Raw genomic sequence first — 18,134 nt, forward strand, 5'->3', positions numbered from 1 at the left:
TCAGAGCGGGACGGGCGTCTGCTGCACGACGGAGTTCAGCACGGCGTCGACGGACACGCCCTCGATCTCGGCGTCGGGACGCAGCCGGATGCGATGCCGCCAGACCGGGACCAGCATCGCCTGCACGTGGTCTGGGGTGATCGCGGGGTAGCCGCCGAGCCACGCCCAGGCCTTCGCGGCGGCGAGCAGCGCGGTCGAGGCGCGCGGGCTCGCGCCCAGCTGCACGGACGGGCTCTGCCGCGTTGCGCGCGCGAGGTCGACGACGTAGGCGAGCACGTCGTCCGTCACGGTCACGGCGGCGGCCGCTTGCTGCGCCGCGCGGATCTCGTCGGGAGTCACGACGGGCGCGACGCCGCCGAGCTCGCGGGGCGAGAAGCCGTCGGCGTGCCGGCGCAGGACCGCGACCTCGGCATCCCGCGGCGGCACGTCGATCAGCAGCTTCAGCAGGAACCGGTCGAGCTGCGCCTCGGGGAGCGTGTAGGTGCCCTCGTGCTCGACGGGGTTCTGCGTCGCGCACACGAGGAAGGGGTCCGGCAGCGGTCGCGTCACGCCGTCGGCCGACACCTGGCGCTCCTCCATCGCCTCGAGCAGCGCCGCCTGCGTCTTGGGAGGCGTGCGGTTGATCTCGTCGGCCAGCACGATGTTCGTGAACACCGGGCCCTCGCGGAACTCGAACTCGCCCGCCTTCGCGTCGTAGATCAGCGATCCGGAGACATCGCCCGGCATCAGGTCGGGGGTGAACTGGATGCGCTTGGTGTCGAGCCCGAGCGCACGGCTGAACGTGCGCACGAGCAGCGTCTTGGCGACGCCGGGGACACCCTCGAGCAGCACGTGACCGCGGGCGAGCAGGGCGATGAGCAGACCGCTTACCGCGCCGTCCTGCCCGACAACGGCCTTGCCGACCTCGACCCGCACGCGGTGCATGGCGTGGCGGAGGGCGTCGGCCTCAGGCGCGCCCGCCGGAGCGGGGGAGACGGGGGCGGCGACGGCGGCGGGGTTCTCCATGCGGTGTTCCTCTCGGAGCGGTGGGCGAAGGGGACGGGATCAGCCCGCGCGACCGTCGGTGCGGGCGGCGTCGACGGCGTCCTCGAGATCGCGCAGCCTCCGGCCGAGCGCGGCGAGGTCGGCATCGGATGTCGGGACATGAGTCAGGATCGCACGCGTCACGTCGGAGGGGGCGCCCAGTCGCACGGCGGCCGCGTCCGCGACCTCCAGGGGAGCGGCGTTCGGGGGGAGGCCGAGGCGCCTGGCCATGCGGGCGGCCGCGCCCTCGCGCAGCAGCGCGGCCGCGTGCGCGGGCTCCGCCGCGCGGGCGTAGAGGCGCGCGCGGCCCTCGAGCGTCTCGCTGCCGCGCACGGTCACGGGCAGCCGCTCCGCGACGAGCGGCCCGAAGCGTCGCCCGCGCCACAGCGCGGCGGCGAGACCGGCGAGCAGCAGCAGCACGATCGCGGGCGTCACCCACGGCGGCGTCAGGTCGCCGAGGGTCGGCGCGGCGCCGCCGTCCTCCGCGTCCTCGAACGACGGGACGTACCACACGACGCGCTCGTGCGTGCCGATCAGCCCGAGTCCGAGCGCCGCGTTCCCCTCCTGTGCGAGATGCTCGTTCGTGAACAGCACGGTGCCGTCGATCAGGGTCACGTGGCCGGCGCCGCCGGGCGCGCGCACGAGCCCGAAGCCTTCGCCGACCGGGTAGCAGCCCTCCGCGCCCGCGGGTGCGGTCAGCGCTCGGCCCGGCGCGATGGCGCCCGCGCGCTCCGCGACGGGAAGGGCGCACGCGGGCGCGATCGGCTCGTCGCCGTAGCCCGCGTAGGACGCGCCGGGCACCAGCAGGTCGGCGACGGCGCCGTCGGCGTCGAGCACGACCGTGTCCCCCGCGGCGGCCACCAGGTCCTGGATCGTCTCCTCCGACAGCGTCCACGGATCCGTCAGCACGAGCGTCGTGGAGGCGTCGAGGCGCTCGAGCGTGTCGGCGCGCCGCATGGTGGGGACGACCTCGACACCCTGTTCGCGCAGGATCTGCACGATCGCGCGCGCACCGTCCGCGCCCGGACCCTCGGGGTCCAGCGGGGGACGGGGCGTCCAGTCGCGCGCGACGAACAGCGACAGGAGGCCGCCGAGCAGCAGCACGACGGCTCCCAGCGCGACCCATGCGAGCACGTTGCGCCGCCTGCCGCGGCGCTCGCTCTCGTCGCGCCCGAACGGATCGGCGTCGCGCTCCGCCGGGCCCCCGGCGGGACCGGACACCGGCGCGTCGACGGTCCGGGTAGCGGTCACGACGTGGCCCCGTCCCGCGCGGTCGCGGAGGGCGACGCGCTCGGTCCGGCGCCGCACGGTCGACGCCTCATGCGAGCACCGCCCCGGGTGCGCGATGAGGAGTGGTGCGGACGAGCTCGTCGTCGAGCGATGCGACGACGTCGTACAGCTCCGCGGTGCCGCGGCGGCGCAGGTAGCGCACGTCGTCGAACGCGCGCGCGGCGGCGTCCAGTCCCGCGGCATGGTCGGGGAAGGGAGGCTGCGCGCGGCGCGCGAGGCTCTGCGCCGTCGTGCCCGGCGGCGCCTCGACGATGCCGCGCTCCTCGAGCCCCCGGGCGAGGGCGCGGAAGCGGACGACGATCGCCTCGTCCCACTCGTCCGCCGCGGCATGCGCCGCGGCGGCCTGACGCAGCTGCGCCGCGGACCTGGTCTCGGCGTCGCCGAACAGCAGCGCCGACCGCTCGCCCGCGCGGTGCGCCAGCCGCGGGCGCCCCCAGATCAGCACGGCCGCGATCACGAGGCCGACGGCGATGACGATCGCCGCGATCGCGAGCACCGGGCTCCACTCCACGTCGCCGCGCGGGTTGAGCAGATCGTCGATGAAATCGCCGATGGCCTGCGCGAGCCGGTCGAGCGGCGTCGGCTGCGCCTCGTCGTACACCGGATCGGACAGTTCGCGCTCGGCCCACTCGCGCGCCTCGTCGCGGTCGGGATCCAGTGCGTCCGCGGGGAGGACGGCGCGCACGAGCGCCGTCGCGAGCAGGCCCGCGCTCACGATCCGCTCGGCGGGTACGGCGGGTACGGCGGGTACGGCGGGTACGGCGGGTACGGCGGCTGCGTGGAGGACGGCGGCTGCTGCTGCGGGGGTACGGCTGCTGCCCGTACGGCGGCTGAGGGGGATACGGCTGCTGCGGGGGGTACGGCTGCTGCCCGTACGGCGGCTGCGGCGCGGGTGCGGCGTACGCCCCGGCGTAGCGCGGCTGCGATGCGTATGCCGCGAACGACGGGTCGTACGCCCAGGGGTCGGGCAGCGTCGCCGCGCCCAGCTCACGCTGCTCGACGTACGCCTGCAGCCGCAGGTCCAGGGCCTCGCGGCGCATCCTGGCGTCGATGTACATGAGCGCCCCGCCCGTGCCCGTGACGATCGTCGAGATCGCCGACACGAGCAGCTGCAGCGCCGCGCTCAGGACCCCCACGGTCACCACGAGACCGATCGCCGCGCCGGGATCGCCGCCCTCGCCGAACGGCACGAGGATGGCGGGCAGGAAGCCGGCGACCAGCTGCAGCGGCGTGCCCACGATGCTCGAGGCGACGCCCATGATCACCGAGATGAGGATCATGACCCCGAACGTCGGCCAGAAGCGACCGCGCGTCAGCACCCACGAGCGCGCGATCGCGCGGAACGGACCCGTCTGCTCGAGCACGATGGCCGCGGGGACGAGGAAGAGCTTGGTGCCGAGCCACGCCCACAGCGGGAAGAGCAGGATCAGGGCGGGGATCGCGATCGCGAGCAGTCCCCACTGCTCGGTGGCCCCGGCGACGAAGAAGGGCACGGCGACCACGACGGCCACGACGAGCCACACGAGCAGCTGCAGCGCGAAGTAGCCGGCGAGACGCCAGAACACGGGCCGGACGAGCGACCACAGCTCGCGCAGAGTCGCGCGCTCGCCGACGACGGCGCGCGAGACCTCGGCGACCACCACGCCCTGCACGATCACGCTGAGCGCCGTGATCGCGAGGGAGACGACGATGCCGGCGACGATCGTGATCGCGGTGGAGCCGGCCATGATCGCGTCGAACTCGTCCGTGAACTGAGGGACGGTGTCGAGACGGGAGAAGGAGAGCCAGGCGACGAGGCCGAGGATCGCCACGGCCGCGAGCGATGCGAGGGTCTGCACGCCGACGGCGAAGCCGAGCAGCACCTTCGGGTTGCCGCGCAGCGCGCCGAACGCCTTGCCGAGCGCCGTGCCGAATCCGAACGGATACAGCGGGACGAGCCCCGCGCGCGGGGCGGGCCGCCACGTGGTCGCCTGAGTCATCGTTCCCCCTCGAGAGCCGCTCGCGCGTGTCTGTCCCAACTTACAGACAGGGAGGCGTCTACTAGGCTGATCGGGATCTTCCTCCCTCCGCGGATTCGAAGCAAAGGATCTTCGCCCTCCATGACCGCCCGCATCCTGGTCGTCGACGATGACACCGCCCTCGCCGAGATGATCGGCATCGTGCTGCGCACGGAGGGCTTCGACACGCTGTTCTGCGCCGACGGCGAGCTCGCCGTCGACATGTGGCGCCGCGAGCGTCCCGACCTGGTGCTGCTGGATCTGATGCTCCCCGGCAAGGACGGCATCGAGATCTGCACGGAGATCCGGGCCGAGTCGGGCGTGCCGATCATCATGCTGACCGCGCGCGCCGACACGAATGACGTCGTGGGCGGGCTCGAGGCGGGCGCCGACGACTACATCGTCAAGCCGTTCAACCCCAAGGAGCTCGTCGCGCGCATCCGCACGCGTCTGCGGCCGGCCCCCGAGGCGACGAACGACGTGCTGCGGATCGGCGACCTCACGGTCGACGTCGCGGCCCACGAGGTGCGGCGCGGGCAGAGCCCGATCGCGCTGACGCCGCTCGAGTTCGAGCTGCTCGTCGCGCTGGCGTCCAAGCCGCAGCAGGTCTTCTCTCGGGAGGAGCTGCTCGAGCAGGTCTGGGGCTATCACTACAAGGCGGACACGCGCCTGGTGAACGTGCACGTCCAGCGTCTGCGCGCCAAGATCGAGCTCGACCCGGACAACCCCCGGATCGTCACCACGGTGCGCGGCGTCGGCTACCGCGCCGGCGCCGTCGCCGACGCCGCCGCGTCCTAGTCATGCCCGCCGCAGGGGCGCCGACGCTGTTCGTGTGGCACTCGCCGCGCACATGGCCCGCCGCGGTCGTGCAGCTGTGGAACCGCTCGCTGCAGTTCCGCACGATCCTCATCACCACGGCGCTCACCGCCGTCACCATCACGGTCGCGTGCGTCTGGATGGCGCTCGCGATCCAGAACGACCTGTTCCGCTCGCGCGTCGACGAGGTGCAGTCCGACGCGTCGCGCGCAGTCGGCGAGGCGCAGCGCACCCTGGACGCCTCCGAGGTCGCCGGCAGCCGGTCGCAGATGCAGGTGCTGTGGAGCCAGGTCACCACGAACATGCGCAGCTTCGCCGCGACCGACCAGATCGCGGCATTCCGCATCGACCGCGCCCCCGTGGCGCTGGCGCCGCCGGACTTCGGCTTCGGCGGTCTGGCGGCCGAGGCCGTCTCGCCGGGCCTGCGCGAGCGCGTCCAGACGCAGGCGACGTCGCAGTGGTGGCAGTCGATCGCGATGACGGACACGGACGGCGACGAGATCCCCGGCATCATCGTCGGCCAGCAGCTGCGCGTGCCCAACGTGGGGGCGTACGAGGTGTACCTCGCATACGACCTCGCGGACGAGGCCGAGACGCTGCTGTTCGTACAGCGCACGCTGTGGGGCTCCGGCGTGGCGATGGTGCTCATCGTCATGGCGATCCTGTGGGTCGTGCTGCGCGCCCTCGCCACTCCGATCATCGAGGCCTCGGCCACCAGCGCGCGCCTCGCCGCCGGCGACCTCAAGGTGCGCATCCCCGTGCACGGCGAGGACGAGCTCGCGATCCTGGGACGGTCCTTCAACGCCATGGCCGACAGCATCGAGTCGCAGATCCAGGAGCTGGCCGAGCTCTCGCTCGTGCAGCAGCGGTTCGTGTCCGACGTGTCGCACGAGCTGCGCACGCCGCTCACCACGATCCGGCTCGCGGCCGACATCATCCACGACCGCCGTGAGGACTTCGACGCCACGACGGCGCGCGCCGCCGAGCTGCTGCACGCGCAGGTGGCACGGTTCGAGGGACTGCTCACCGACCTGCTCGAGATCAGCCGGTACGACGCCGGCTCTGTGCAGCTCGAGCTCGAGGCCACGAGCCTCGCCCATATCGCGGAGGACGTGCTCGAATCGATGCGCCAGGTGGCGGAGCAGCACGGCACCGAGCTGCGCCTCGTGGCGCCCGGCGGCTACTCTCCGGTCGACATGGATCCGCGCCGCGTGCGGCGCATCCTGCGCAACCTGCTCGGCAACGCGATCGAGCACGGCGAGGGCCGGCCGATCGTCGTCACGGTCGACAGCAACCCGCAGGCGGTCGCGGTGGGCGTGCGCGACTACGGCATGGGCATGTCGCCGGAGGACGCGGAGCGGGTGTTCGACAGGTTCTGGAGGGCGGATCCGTCGCGCAAGCGCACGCTGGGCGGCACGGGCCTCGGCCTGTCCATTGCGCTGGGGGACGCGCGGCTGCACGGCGGCACGCTCGCGGTGTGGTCGCAGCTGGGCGGCGGCACGAACTTCGTGCTGACGCTGCCGCGCCAGCGGGTCGACGGCGACCAGCCCGTGGAACTCGATTCGCCCGTGCCGATCGAGCCGACGGACGAGACGCTGCACGCCGCGTTCGGTGTCACACAGCCGATCCTGACCTTCGACGTGGCGGAGACCGAGCACCTGACCGACATCGGGGAGGTCCGCGACCTGCGCGACATCGACGGCGTCGCACCGCGCCGGACCGAGAAGGGGGACGTGCGATGAGTCGTCCGGTCGCGCGCGGCCGCGTCGGGGTGGGCGCGGCGCTGCTCGCGCTCATCCTGGCCCTCGCCGGCTGCACGGGGCTGCCGACGTCCGGTGAGGTGTTCCCGGGCCTGGAGCCCGGGGCCGCGCCCGACGAGGCGCCCGTGCAGCTCTACGCGATCGCGCCGACGCGCGGCGCGACCCCCGAGCAGATCGTGAACGGCTTCATCGAGGCGGCGATCTCGCCGCTCGACGGCTGGGAGACCGCCCGCCTGTTCCTCGCGGGCGAGCTCGCCGGCTCGTGGCGGCCCGAGGCCGGCGTGATCGTGGACGTCGCCGACGCGCGTGAGGTGCAGGTCGACGAGGAGGCCGGGCGCGTGACCCTCACCGTCACGCCCACCGCGACGGTCGACGAGCACGGCTCGTACGCGACCTCGTCCGCGGGGCCGATCGAGCTGAGCTACCGGCTCGCCCAGCGCGACGACGGCGAATGGCGCATCGTGGAGGCGCCGGAGGGCATCATCCTCGACCAGCAGCAGTTCCCCGACGTCTACAGCGACCACGCCCTGCAGTACTTCGACCCCACGTGGACCTACCTCGTGCCGGATGTGCGCTGGTTCCCCGCGAGCGGCAACACGGCGACGTACGTGGTGCGCGAGCTCGTGAACGGCGCTCCCAGCGCCTGGCTGTCGGGGTCGGTGGCGAGCGCGTTCGGGCAGGACATCAGACTCGATCCGGATGCGGTGCCGGTCGACACCGACGGCGTCGCGCACGTCGGGTTGAACGCCGTCGCGGCGGGCGCCGACACCACCGCGCTCGGGCGCATGATGACGCAGCTGACGGAGAGCCTGGCGAACGCCGACGTGCGGGACGTGCGCCTGACGATCGCGGAGCAGCCGGATGCGGTCGTGGACGTGGAGCCGGTGCGTACCGCGCAGACCCGCCCCGACTCGCGACCGCTCGTGCTCCGCTCGGGCGAGTTCGGCTTCCTCTCCGGCGGCGACCTCACCCCGATCGACGGGCTCAGCGAGGCGATCGAGGACATGGCGGGCACGATCGACTCGATCACGGTCGCCCCCGATCAGCGGACCGCGGCGGTGCGCCAGTCGACGGGCATCGTCTACCGCGTCACTTCGGAGAGCCCCGATCAGGTCGACGCCGAGCGGGAGAACCTGATCCCGCCCATGATCGACCCGTTCGGATACGTCTGGACGGTGCCGTCGGACGATCCGACCGCGATCCGGGCATGGGACCCCGATCTCGAGCCGATCGCGATCACGGACGGACTGGGGGAGGCCACGAGCGTGCGCGAGATGGCGATGTCGCGCGACGGCACGCGCGTCGCGGCGCTGGTCGCGAGCGGCGGGCAGCATGTCGTCGTTGTCGCGAGCGTGCGGCGCGACCGCACCGGAAAGCCGACGGGCCTCGGGGAGGCGACGCGCACGACCGTGCTCCCTCAGCCCGGGGTGTCCATCGCGTGGATCGAGGACACGCGCCTCGGCATCGTGGCGGGCCAGGACGACACCTGGTACGTGTTCGAGCAGCAGGTCGGGGGACCGTCGCAGCGCTCGATCGCGCCGACCGACACCGCCACGATCGAGTACGGCACGGCCGACTCCGCCGTGCGCCTGCGCGGCGCCGACGGGCTGCTCTACACGCGCCGCGGCTCCTCGTGGCAGCAGACCGGCGCCGAGGTGTCGGTTCTCGCGACGCAGATGGGGACGCCGCAGGGCGCCGACTGAACCGGCGCGCGCCCTCGTCCACAGCGCGGATCTCGAGGGCGTCTCCCGGGCGGCGGCGGACGAGCGGACCCGGCGCCGCCCGGGATCGGGATCCTGGGCGGATGGCCGACATCCGCGACAGGGCGCGCGAGGCGTGCGCCGAGGCCGTCGCCCTCCTGCTTCCCGTCTCGTGCGCGGGATGCGGGCTCCACGGCACCGCGCTGTGCGCCCCGTGCCGCCGTGCCCTGCGCCCCGCGCCTCGGCGTCGTGATGCGCAGGGACTCGCCGTCTGGAGCGGCCTCGCGTTCGAGGGGCCCGGGGCCCGCGCGCTGCGGGCGCTGAAGGAACGCGGCCGCACCGACGTGGCGCGGATGCTCGCGCCCGCGCTGCGCGAGGCGCTGCGCGCGGCGGTGACCGGCGCGCGTCGTCCGATCGTCGTCGTCCCCGTGCCCACGAGCCGCGCCGCGATGCGCCGCCGCGGGTATCGCGTACCGGAGCTCGTCGCCCGTCGCGCGGGCATCCGCCCCGCCCGGCTGCTCGTCGTCAGCCGCCTGACCGCCGACCAGCGCGCGCTCGGCCGAGCCGGGCGCGCGCGCAATGCCGCGGGCAGCATGCGCGCTCGCCCGGGTGCGGAAGGGCTCGACATCGTGCTCGTGGACGACGTGCTCACGACGGGCGCCACCCTCGCTGAGGCGCGCCGCGCGCTCGAGTCGGCCGGAGCCCGCGTCGTGGCGGCGGCCGTGATCGCGGACACGCCGCTGCGGCAGAGCAGACCGGGGTCGACGGAATCCGACGAATGGGCCGATAGTGCGTGACACGCGTCGCGCGTCGGTCTACGGTAGGGCATCACAGCCCGGGCTCGCCCGGGGGAACACGACCGAGGTCCGCTCATCCGGACGAGGTGCCGGAGACTGTGCGGACCGAGAGGTCTCACTTGAAACGGGAGGCACGATGGAAACGAACATCTCTGGAGTCGGCGTGGGGATCACCGACCGTTTCCGATCCGTGGTCGAGGAGAAGAGCGCCCGCATCGCGGGCCTCGCACCGCGCGCACTGCGACTCGAGGTCAAGGTCACGCATCAGAGCCATCGCAACGGGCGCATGGAGGACGACGTCGTCGAGCTCACGGTGATCGGCAAGGGCCCCGTGGTGCGAGCGGAGGCGTGCGCGGGGGACAAGTTCGCCGCGCTCGACATCGCGCTCGACAAGCTCGCCGAGCAGCTGCGGCGCGCGAAGGACAAGCGCGTCACGGGCCGCCTGCATCCGCGCGGCGCGCACTACGAGAAGGGCTCCGGGTCCCTCGAGGGCATCGACGTCGAGCCCGCCACGGCGGACGTGCTGCGCGCGGTCGCGACGGGCGAGGTCCCCGTCGTCGCGGAGGGCGAGGAGGAAGAGGAGTACAGCCCGGTCGTCATCCGCACCAAGACGTTCGATCCCGAGTGGATGACGGTCGAGGAGGCCGTCGACCGCATGGAGCTCGTCGGGCACGACTTCTTCCTGTTCATCGACGCGCGCACCGACCATCCGAGCGTCGTCTACCGACGCCGCGGCTGGGACTACGGCGTGATCTCGCTCACCGCCACCGCGCCGCCCGAGGCCACGCAGCTCGCCTCCTAGGAACCCGAGCCCAGGAGGGGAACGAAGGGGACCCGGTCCGACTCGGACCGGGTCCCCTTTCGCGTCACGGTGCCGGCTTCAGTCGAAGATGTCGCCCATCAGCCCGCCGAGCAGCAGGCCGCCGACGACGGGGCCCAGGATGTCGCCGCCCCCGCCGTAGCCGCGGCCGCGGCGTCCGCCGCCCCAGCCGCCGCCCCAGTCGTCGCCGTCGGGGCGTCCCGAGTCGATGTCGCGCTGCGCGGCCTGCAGCGCCTCGCTCGCGAGCTGCTGCACCCGGCGGGCGAGGGAGAGCGCCTGCTCGCGGGAGTCCTCGGGCACGACGAGCGGGTCGACCTCAGCGCGCAGGCGCTGCGCCTCCGCGAGCCGCGTGCGCGCATCCGCGCCGATGTAGCCGCGGTGTCCCGAGATCACGCTGTTCGCCACCGCGATCGCATGGTCGGCGGCGTCGACCGCGTGGTGGACCTGGTCGATCGACGGCAGCGGACGGGCGGCGCGCTGACGGGCCTTCTCGACCGCCGCGTCGAGTGCCGCGTTCGCGTCGCGCAGCGCCGCGAGGTCCTCGAACGGATCGCTCGGCGTCCCGGGGCCGGGCAGCGCCGCGAGCGCGGCCTCGAGTGCCGCCACCGCGGCGCTCACCTCGGCCGCGTGCGGCGCGCCGGACTGCGTGAGCGGACGGGCGGCGACGATGTCCTGCCGCGAGTCGGCGATGACGTCGGCGAGCGTCGACTGCGCGCGCAGCGCCTCGATCTCGAAGTCCTCGACGCCGTCGATGATGGTGCCCGCGCGACGCACGGCCTCGGTCGCGGTCTCGAGCGCGACGTTCGCCTCCTCCGGGCGGCGCGCCTCGCGGCGCCGCACCGACACGTCGGCGCTGTGCAGGGCGAACTCCAGGAGCTGCTCGGCCTCGTCCGGGTTCGCCGAGACGCGGTGCAGCGCGGCGGCGCTGTAGCGGCCGGCGAGCCGCGAGACGGTCTCGCGCGTGAGCGGCAGGCGCGCGCGCAGCCGCTCGACGTCGTCCCGGATCCCCTCGATGATCTGCGGCGCCTGGCGCACGAGCGCGACCTTGTCGCGCAGCGCCTCCGTCCGCTCGTCGAGCACATCCTCCGCCCACTCGCACAGCTGGATGATGCGCGCGTTGCGCGTGCGCAGCTCCTCCGCCGTGTCGGGGATCTCGTCGTGATTGAGCTGGTGGAGGTGGAACGCCTCGGACAGGTGCGTCCGCACGGCCGTCAGGCCCTCGCGCAGCGCCTTCGTCGGGTTCTCGCCGAGCTCGGCGACCGCGAACTCGAGCTCGTCGGACGTCGTGCGGATGCGCTCGTCGGCGCCGACCAGCGCCGCGCGGGCGCGCCGCGCGAGATCGTCGTCCTGCGCCTGTCGCGCCGCCTCTTCCTCGCGCTTGCGCCTGCCCCAGAATCCGGCCATGCGTCGATCCTATGGTCCGACGGCGACGCGCGACCGAGTGCTTCGCCGCAGGCGGAACGCTCGTTCGGGCGCTACGCGACGGCGGCGCGTGCGGGGCGGCCCCGCCGCGGGCGCTCGGTCGACAGATCCAGTGCGAGCGCGTGATCCGGATGCGCCGCCAGCCGCCGCTCGCTGTGATCGAGCCACCGCACCTCGGCCTCGGCCGCGAAGACCATCGAGTCGAGGACGAGCGAGGACGCGATCGCCTCCGGCGTGTCCGGGTCCGGATTCGCCTGCTTCGTGCGCTGCAGCTCCTGCAGGCGTGCGAGCGTCGCGCTGCGCTGCGCCTGGATCACGGCGGCGACGTCCACGCCCGGAAGGGTCGCGGCCAGCGCGAGTTTCATGGCGAGCTCGTCGCGCGCGGCCTGACCGCGGTCGACGGCGGTCGACAGCCACGCGCGCACCTGCGCGCGGCCCGCGTCGGCGATCTGCCAGTAGACGTGGCCCTGCTCGTCGGCCGCCACGCGCGTCACGAGCCCGTCGCGCTCGAGGCGCTCGAGCGTGTTGTAGATCTGCCCGACGTTCAGGGCCCACGTGCCGCCCGTGCGGCGCTCGAACTCCGCGCGCAGCTGATAGCCGTAGCACGGCGCCTGGTCGAGGATCGCGAGCAGGCTCTGACGCACCGACATCCCGACTCCTCCCGCTCGCTCAAAGGATATGCATACCGGGAAAATGCATACCAGGCAAATATTCCCGCCGGGCGGCCGTCCGGCATCGCGGCGACGACGTCGCACGGATCGGAAGGCGGTCGGCGGCGGTTTGCCTGCTCGTCACCGTGTGGTCACCGGAATCACGGAACGTGTCGGTAGCATCGCGCGCATGTCCGACCCGCACGCGTTCCGGATCGCCGAATACGCTCGCCCGAGTCACATGCTCGTCCACCTCAGCGACACCCACCTGCGCTCCGGGACGGGGGTCTTCGGGATCGACGCGGCCGCGAACGTCGAGCGGATCATGGCCGAGCTCGAGCGATCGGGGGACGCCCCGATGCGCTCGTGTTCACGGGGGATCTCGCCGACCTGGGGGAGGCGGAGTCGTACGCGCGCCTGCGTGCGGCGGTCGAGCCCACCGCGCAGCGCCTCGGTGCCCGCGTGATCTGGGTGATGGGCAATCACGACGACCGCGACGTGTTCCGCCGCGAGCTGCTCGACGGATCCGGCGATGCGCCCGTCGACGCCGTGTACGACGTCGACGGGCTGCGCGTCATCGTGCTCGACACGTCGGTGCCGGGTGCGCATCACGGGGAGATCAGCGACGCCCAGCTCGACTGGCTGACGCTCGAGCTGTCTATCCCGGCCCCGCACGGCACGATCCTCGCGATGCACCACCCGCCCGTTCCGTGCGTGCTCGACCTCGCGACCCTCGTCGAGCTGCGGGAGCAGCACCGGCTCGCCGCGGTCCTGCGCGGCAGCGACGTGCGCGCGATCCTGGCCGGTCATGTGCACTTCTCGACCTCGGCGACGTTCGCCGGCATCCCCGTCTCGGTCGCATCCGCGACGTGCTACACGCAGGATCTGGGGGTGGGCGACGGTGGGATGCGCCCGCGGGACGGCGGGCAGTCGTACAACCTCGTGCACGTGTACGACGAGACGGTCGTGCACTCGGTCGTGCCGTTCGCGGATGCGGCTCCCGCCGAGATCACGACCGCCGAGGAGACGCGGCGACGGCTCGCCGACGCCGGGGTCGTGATCCCGGATTCGACCGCCAGGGCGCGGTGGGAGCGGATCGCCTCGCCGTCGGTGCCGGCGCGCGGCTGAGTCGGCTCAGTCCTCGCCGGGGGAGAGCCGCTCCCACGGCGCGGGCACGGGGAAGTAGGCCTCGAGCAGATCGCGGACGGCGCGCTCGCGCACGTCCTCCGGCAGCTCGGGCACGCTGCCGTCGTTCAGGCAGAACATGTCGGCGTCTCGTCGCGCGAGCAGTCGCTCCATGCGGTGCAGAGAGGACTGCAGCGTCGTCTGGATGTACGCGGTGCGCGGCGCCGTCGTGGGCAGCGCGCGCCCGGTCATGAGCGCGTAGTAGTGGTACAGCGAGTTGGTGACCGACACATCCGTCGCGCTGCGGAAGCGCGCCGCCGCCGTGCGGGCGAAGTCCTCGGGGAACTCGCGCTCGAGCTCCGACATGACGCTGCGACGGTGAGGAGTGGCGCAGTGCTGGAGGTCGCGCGTGATGACCCGCCCGAACCGGTCCTGCAGCAGCGCGCGGTTCACGCGCGCGGCGTTGTCGTGGCCGCTGCGGGTTTCCCCGGGCGCTCCGACGCCGATCCGCACGTCCGACTCGACGAACTGCGTCAGGCCGGCCGCGGTGAAGAACAGCTCGGGGCGCACCGGGCGCCCGAAGAACATGTCGTCGTTCGAGTACAGGAAGTGCTCGGCGAGGCCGGGGATGCGGTGCAGCTGCGCCTCGACCGCGTGCGAATTGTGCGTGGGGAGCACGGACGTGTCCGCGAAGAACTCCTCGCTGCGGACCACCCGCACGCGCGGATCCTCGCGCAGCCACCACGGCGCGGGGCTGTCGGTGGCGATCCAGATCGTGCGGACCCACGGTGCGAACATGTGCACGCTGCGCAGCGCATAGCGCAGCTCGTCGATCTGGCGATAGCGGGCCGCGTGGTCGTCGCCGTCGCCGACGACGTACGCGTTCATGCGCTTGGCGCGCTCGCGCTGGAAATCGCTGGAGGACCCGTCGACCCAGGAGAAGACGATGTCGACCGGCTCCGTGAACTCGTTGGCCCCCGGCGTCCACATGCCCTCGATGGTCGGCCAGGTGCGGCCGTGACGCTCGACCATGGCGAGGGCGAGATCGTCGACCGCGAGCGAGCGGCGGGTGAGGGCGTTCGGGCGCGGGGCGTGGAGCATGCCGCCCTCGCGCCGCCAGAACTCCAGACGCACGCCATACTCCGCGCCGTACCGCAGCGATCCGGACGGCACCATCCGAGGACGGAAGACGGTGGCGACGTCCGCCCGGCCGAAGGCACGCGCCGCGCCCGCGGCGAGCGGCCGCACGGTGCCGCCCTCGCGGCGCGCGGCCGCCCAGGGCGCGGCCTCCGCCGCCTCGTCCAGCGCGGCGAGAGCCGCCGGGCGCTGGGCGTCGGGAAGCGCCAGCGCGGGTCTTCCGCTGGACCGGCGCAGCAGCCAGGGCTCGAGCCCGCGGGCCTCGAGCAGCGCGGCCAGGTCGAGCAGGTCGGATGCCTCCGCCTGCGCGGGGGTCGCGGTGGCGACGAGGTGCGGGAGCCCGCCCGCGATCCGGACGGCGTCGGCCAGCCCCGCACGCGCCTCGGCGGCCGAGCGCTCTCGGGCGGGGACGGTCTCGTCGGGTCGCCACGGGGTGGAGTCCACAAGCGTCATCGATCACCTCTGTCAGGAGAAGGTCCGTCGCGCCGCCGCCTCCCGGTGCAGGGAGGGATCCGGAGGACGTCGAGTCCAGCCTCGGATCCGGAACGAGGACGATGCGGCGCTGCCGGCGCGGAGCAGCCGGTTCACAGATCATAGTTCCTCGGACGGCGAGCCACCCAGCCGCGGCATAGGTCACGGACGGATAACATGGGTCCGTATGCCCGTCGCCGTGCGGCGGGAGCACGGCGCCGCCGCTCGACCCGGGCGAGGGCCGAGGACGAGGAGACATCACGTGGCCAATCCCTTCGAGAAGCTGCTCCGCGCCGGTGAGGGACGCGTGCGCCGGCGCCTTCAGCAGGTCGTCGCCGCCGTCGGCGCCCTCGAGGAGGACTACACGCAGCTCACCGACGAGGAGCTGCGAGGCGAGACCGCCGAGCTGCGCGCGCGGTACGAGGCCGGCGAGTCGCTCGACCACCTGATGCCCGAGGCGTTCGCCGCGGTGCGCGAGGCGGCCAAGCGCACGCTCGGCATGCGCCCGTACGACGTGCAGATCATGGGCGGCGCGGCGCTCCACCTCGGCAACATCGCCGAGATGAAGACGGGTGAGGGAAAGACGCTCGTCGCGACCCTGCCCGCCTACCTCAACGCGATCGCGGGCAAGGGCGTGCACGTCATCACCGTGAACGACTTCCTCGCGTCGTACCAGGCCGAGCTGATGGGCCGCGTGTACCGCGCGCTGGGCATGACGACCGGCGTGATCGTGTCGGGCCAGACCCCGGCCGTGCGTCGCGAGCAGTACGCCGCGGACATCACGTACGGCACGAACAACGAGTTCGGCTTCGACTACCTGCGCGACAACATGGCGTGGCGCAAGGAGGACCTCGTCCAGCGCGGTCACTTCTTCGCGATCGTCGACGAGGTCGACTCGATCCTGATCGACGAGGCCCGGACCCCGCTGATCATCTCCGGCCCCTCGTCGGGCGAGGCGAACCGCTGGTTCACGGAGTTCGCGAAGGTCGCGCGCACGCTCGAGGAGGGCGTCGACTTCGAGGTCGACATCAAGAAGCGCACGGTCGGCGTGCTCGAGGCGGGCATCGAGAAGGTCGAGGACTACCTCGGCATCGACAACCTGTACGAGTCGGCGAACACCCCGCTGATCTCCTTCCTGAACAACTCGATCAAGGCGCTCGCGCTGTTCAAGCGCGACACGGACTACGTCGTGATGAACGACGAGGTCATGATCGTCGACGAGCACACCGGCCGCATCCTGGTAGGCCGCCGCTACAACGAGGGCATCCATCAGGCGATCGAGGCGAAGGAGGGCGTGCCGGTCAAGGCCGAGAACCAGACGCTCGCGACCGTCACGCTCCAGAACTACTTCCGCCTGTACGACAAGCTCTCGGGCATGACGGGCACGGCCGAGACCGAGGCCGGCGAGTTCATGTCGACCTACACCCTCGGCGTGATCCCGATCCCGACCAACAAGCCGATGATCCGCTCGGATCAGCGCGACCTCGTCTACCGCAACGAGAAGGGCAAGTTCGCGCAGGTCGTCGAGGACATCGCCGAGCGTCACGAGAAGGGCCAGCCCGTGCTGGTCGGCACCGTGAGCGTCGAGAAGAGCGAGTACCTGTCCCGCCTGCTCGCGAAGAAGGGCATCCGGCACGAGGTCCTGAACGCCAAGAACCACGCGCGCGAGGCCGAGATCGTCGCGCGCGCCGGTCGCCTCGGCGCCGTCACGGTCGCCACCAACATGGCCGGACGAGGCACCGACATCATGCTCGGCGGCAACGCCGAGTTCCTCGCCGTGCAGGAGATGAAGGCCAAGGGCATGGACCCGGCCGGCACGGATCCGGAGGAGTACGACGCCGAGTGGGCGGTCGTGTTCGAGCGGGTCCGCGGCGAGGTGGCCGAGGAGGCCGCGAAGGTCGTCGAGGTCGGCGGTCTCTACGTGCTCGGCACCGAGCGCCACGAGTCCCGCCGCATCGACAACCAGCTGCGCGGTCGCGCCGGCCGCCAGGGCGACCCCGGCGAGAGCCGCTTCTACCTGTCCCTCGAGGACGACCTGATGCGCCGCTTCCAGTCGGGCGCCGCCGACGCGCTGCTGGCGCGCACCGATCTTCCCGACGACGTCGCGATCGAGTCGCGTCTGGTGTCGAACCTCATCAAGAACGCGCAGGCCGCGATCGAGTCGCGCAACGCCGAGGCGCGCAAGAACGTCCTGAAGTACGACGACGTCCTGAACCGTCAGCGCGAGGCGATCTACTCCGACCGCCGCCACATCCTGCAGGGCGACGACATCGCGGATCGCGTGCAGCACTTCATCGAGGACGCCATCACGGCGGTGGTCGACGAGCACACCGCGGGCGGCCACAACGAGAGCTGGGACTTCGACGCGCTGTGGACGGAGCTCAAGACGCTCTACCCCGTGGGCGTGACGATCGACGAGGTCGTCGCCGAGGCCGGCGGCCGCAAGGGCGGCATCACGGCGGAGGGGCTCAAGCGCGAGCTGCTCAGCGACGCGAAGATCGCGTACGACAAGCGCGAGGAGACGCTCGGCACCGCCGCGATGCGCGAGCTCGAGCGCCGCGTGGTGCTGCAGGTGCTCGACCGCCGCTGGCGCGACCACCTGTACGAGATGGACTACCTCAAGGACGGCATTGGCCTCCGCGCGATGGCGCAGCGCGATCCGCTGATCGAGTACCAGCGCGAGGGCTACTCGATGTTCCAGGCGATGATGGGGCAGATCAAGGAGGAGGCCGTCGGCTACCTGTTCAACCTCGAGGTGCAGGTGCGCCGCGTGGGCGAGGGGGAGCAGGCGCAGGCCGAGGTCGAGGCCAAGGGCCTGTCCGACCAGCCGGCCGATCAGCAGCTCGAGTACTCCGCGCCCAACGACGCGGGCGAGGTCGAGGTGCGCAACGACCGCGGTCAGGTCAACAAGGCCGCGACCGACCGCGTGCGCCGCACGGCCCAGCCGGCCGGGCAGACGCAGGCGACCGCCCCGCAGACCGGTCCGGGCGCGAGCGCCTTCGGCCAGGCGGCGGATGCCGCCGCGCAGCAGGGCGCGCCGATGAACCGCGAGCAGCGCCGCGCCGCCAAGAAGCGGTAGCCCTTCCGCCCCGGCCCACCGGTCCACGCGTGCGAACGTGGACCGGT

The 18,134-nt window shown here is 72.7% G+C and carries 13 protein-coding genes and 1 pseudogene; 8 read left to right on the plus strand and 6 right to left on the minus strand.

The window, feature by feature from the left end; all coding sequences use genetic code 11:
* From BJP60_RS04345 to BJP60_RS04355, 3 genes are all read right to left on the minus strand, one after another.
* On the minus strand, window positions 1–924 hold the full coding sequence (locus BJP60_RS04345; protein ID WP_238439627.1) for an AAA family ATPase: 924 nt from the start codon (window positions 922–924) through the stop codon (window positions 1–3).
* A gap of 120 nt (window positions 925–1,044) precedes the next feature.
* The gene (locus BJP60_RS04350; RefSeq protein WP_238439554.1) at window positions 1,045–2,274 is read right to left on the minus strand and encodes a DUF4350 domain-containing protein; all 1,230 of its coding nucleotides are present in this window, start codon (window positions 2,272–2,274) and stop codon (window positions 1,045–1,047) included.
* 67 nt (window positions 2,275–2,341) lie between these two features.
* Window positions 2,342–3,028 (minus strand): DUF4129 domain-containing protein, encoded by a 687-nt coding sequence (locus BJP60_RS04355; protein WP_203137819.1) that lies wholly within the window; start codon window positions 3,026–3,028, stop codon window positions 2,342–2,344.
* Window positions 3,029–3,363: 335 nt separating this feature from the next.
* Between BJP60_RS04355 and BJP60_RS04360 the strand changes: the two genes are divergently transcribed.
* The 6 genes from BJP60_RS04360 (at window position 3,364) to hpf (ending at window position 10,185) form a co-directional block, all read left to right on the plus strand.
* Window positions 3,364–3,858: a hypothetical protein gene (locus BJP60_RS04360; protein WP_238439555.1), complete on the plus strand. Its 495-nt coding sequence runs from the start codon at window positions 3,364–3,366 to the stop codon at window positions 3,856–3,858.
* Between the two features lie 554 nt (window positions 3,859–4,412).
* Window positions 4,413–5,108: an MtrAB system response regulator MtrA gene (gene mtrA, locus BJP60_RS04365; protein WP_203137821.1), complete on the plus strand. Its 696-nt coding sequence runs from the start codon at window positions 4,413–4,415 to the stop codon at window positions 5,106–5,108.
* A gap of 2 nt (window positions 5,109–5,110) precedes the next feature.
* The gene (mtrB, locus tag BJP60_RS04370) at window positions 5,111–6,868 is read left to right on the plus strand and encodes an MtrAB system histidine kinase MtrB (protein ID WP_203137822.1); all 1,758 of its coding nucleotides are present in this window, start codon (window positions 5,111–5,113) and stop codon (window positions 6,866–6,868) included.
* Window positions 6,865–8,589 carry an LpqB family beta-propeller domain-containing protein gene (locus tag BJP60_RS04375; RefSeq protein ID WP_203137823.1) on the plus strand — a complete coding sequence of 575 codons (1,725 nt, stop codon included), beginning with the start codon at window positions 6,865–6,867 and terminating at the stop codon, window positions 8,587–8,589. Before mtrB ends, BJP60_RS04375 begins: the two co-directional genes overlap by 4 nt.
* 101 nt (window positions 8,590–8,690) lie before the next feature.
* Window positions 8,691–9,383: a ComF family protein gene (locus BJP60_RS04380; protein WP_203137825.1), complete on the plus strand. Its 693-nt coding sequence runs from the start codon at window positions 8,691–8,693 to the stop codon at window positions 9,381–9,383.
* Between the two features lie 136 nt (window positions 9,384–9,519).
* Window positions 9,520–10,185 (plus strand): ribosome hibernation-promoting factor, HPF/YfiA family, encoded by a 666-nt coding sequence (gene hpf / locus BJP60_RS04385; RefSeq protein WP_203137826.1) that lies wholly within the window; start codon window positions 9,520–9,522, stop codon window positions 10,183–10,185.
* Between the two features lie 78 nt (window positions 10,186–10,263).
* Here hpf and BJP60_RS04390 read toward each other — a convergent pair whose 3' ends face one another.
* Entirely contained in the window at window positions 10,264–11,607 is a 1,344-nt protein-coding gene (locus BJP60_RS04390; protein WP_203137827.1) for a hypothetical protein, read from the minus strand.
* A 71-nt stretch (window positions 11,608–11,678) separates the two neighbouring features.
* Window positions 11,679–12,275 carry a PadR family transcriptional regulator gene (locus tag BJP60_RS04395; protein WP_203137828.1) on the minus strand — a complete coding sequence of 199 codons (597 nt, stop codon included), beginning with the start codon at window positions 12,273–12,275 and terminating at the stop codon, window positions 11,679–11,681.
* A gap of 190 nt (window positions 12,276–12,465) precedes the next feature.
* On the opposite strand from BJP60_RS04395, the pseudogene BJP60_RS04400 reads away from it, so the two are divergent.
* Window positions 12,466–13,403: pseudogene (locus BJP60_RS04400) on the plus strand (phosphodiesterase).
* A gap of 6 nt (window positions 13,404–13,409) precedes the next feature.
* Here BJP60_RS04400 and BJP60_RS04405 read toward each other — a convergent pair.
* Complete coding sequence (locus BJP60_RS04405; RefSeq protein ID WP_203137829.1) at window positions 13,410–14,990, minus strand: stealth family protein; 1,581 nt, start codon at window positions 14,988–14,990, stop codon at window positions 13,410–13,412.
* 280 nt (window positions 14,991–15,270) lie between these two features.
* On the opposite strand from BJP60_RS04405, the gene secA reads away from it, so the two are divergent.
* Window positions 15,271–18,087 carry a preprotein translocase subunit SecA gene (gene secA / locus BJP60_RS04410; RefSeq protein WP_203137830.1) on the plus strand — a complete coding sequence of 939 codons (2,817 nt, stop codon included), beginning with the start codon at window positions 15,271–15,273 and terminating at the stop codon, window positions 18,085–18,087.
* Window positions 18,088–18,134 lie beyond the last annotated feature (47 nt).

The organism is Microbacterium sp. JZ31, from assembly GCF_016805985.1.
Lineage (GTDB): Bacteria > Actinomycetota > Actinomycetes > Actinomycetales > Microbacteriaceae > Microbacterium.

Coding starts and splice junctions, on each gene's coding strand:
- BJP60_RS04360 (WP_238439555.1), top strand. CDS start 3,364: ATGTACATGAGCGCCCCGCCCGTGCCCGTGACGATCGTCGAGATCGCC.
- BJP60_RS04380 (WP_203137825.1), top strand. CDS start 8,691: ATGGCCGACATCCGCGACAGGGCGCGCGAGGCGTGCGCCGAGGCCGTC.
- BJP60_RS04375 (WP_203137823.1), top strand. CDS start 6,865: ATGAGTCGTCCGGTCGCGCGCGGCCGCGTCGGGGTGGGCGCGGCGCTG.
- BJP60_RS04395 (WP_203137828.1), bottom strand. CDS start 12,275: ATGTCGGTGCGTCAGAGCCTGCTCGCGATCCTCGACCAGGCGCCGTGC.
- mtrB (WP_203137822.1), top strand. CDS start 5,111: ATGCCCGCCGCAGGGGCGCCGACGCTGTTCGTGTGGCACTCGCCGCGC.
- hpf (WP_203137826.1), top strand. CDS start 9,520: ATGGAAACGAACATCTCTGGAGTCGGCGTGGGGATCACCGACCGTTTC.
- mtrA (WP_203137821.1), top strand. CDS start 4,413: ATGACCGCCCGCATCCTGGTCGTCGACGATGACACCGCCCTCGCCGAG.
- BJP60_RS04405 (WP_203137829.1), bottom strand. CDS start 14,990: ATGACGCTTGTGGACTCCACCCCGTGGCGACCCGACGAGACCGTCCCC.
- BJP60_RS04345 (WP_238439627.1), bottom strand. CDS start 924: ATGCACCGCGTGCGGGTCGAGGTCGGCAAGGCCGTTGTCGGGCAGGAC.
- BJP60_RS04390 (WP_203137827.1), bottom strand. CDS start 11,607: ATGGCCGGATTCTGGGGCAGGCGCAAGCGCGAGGAAGAGGCGGCGCGA.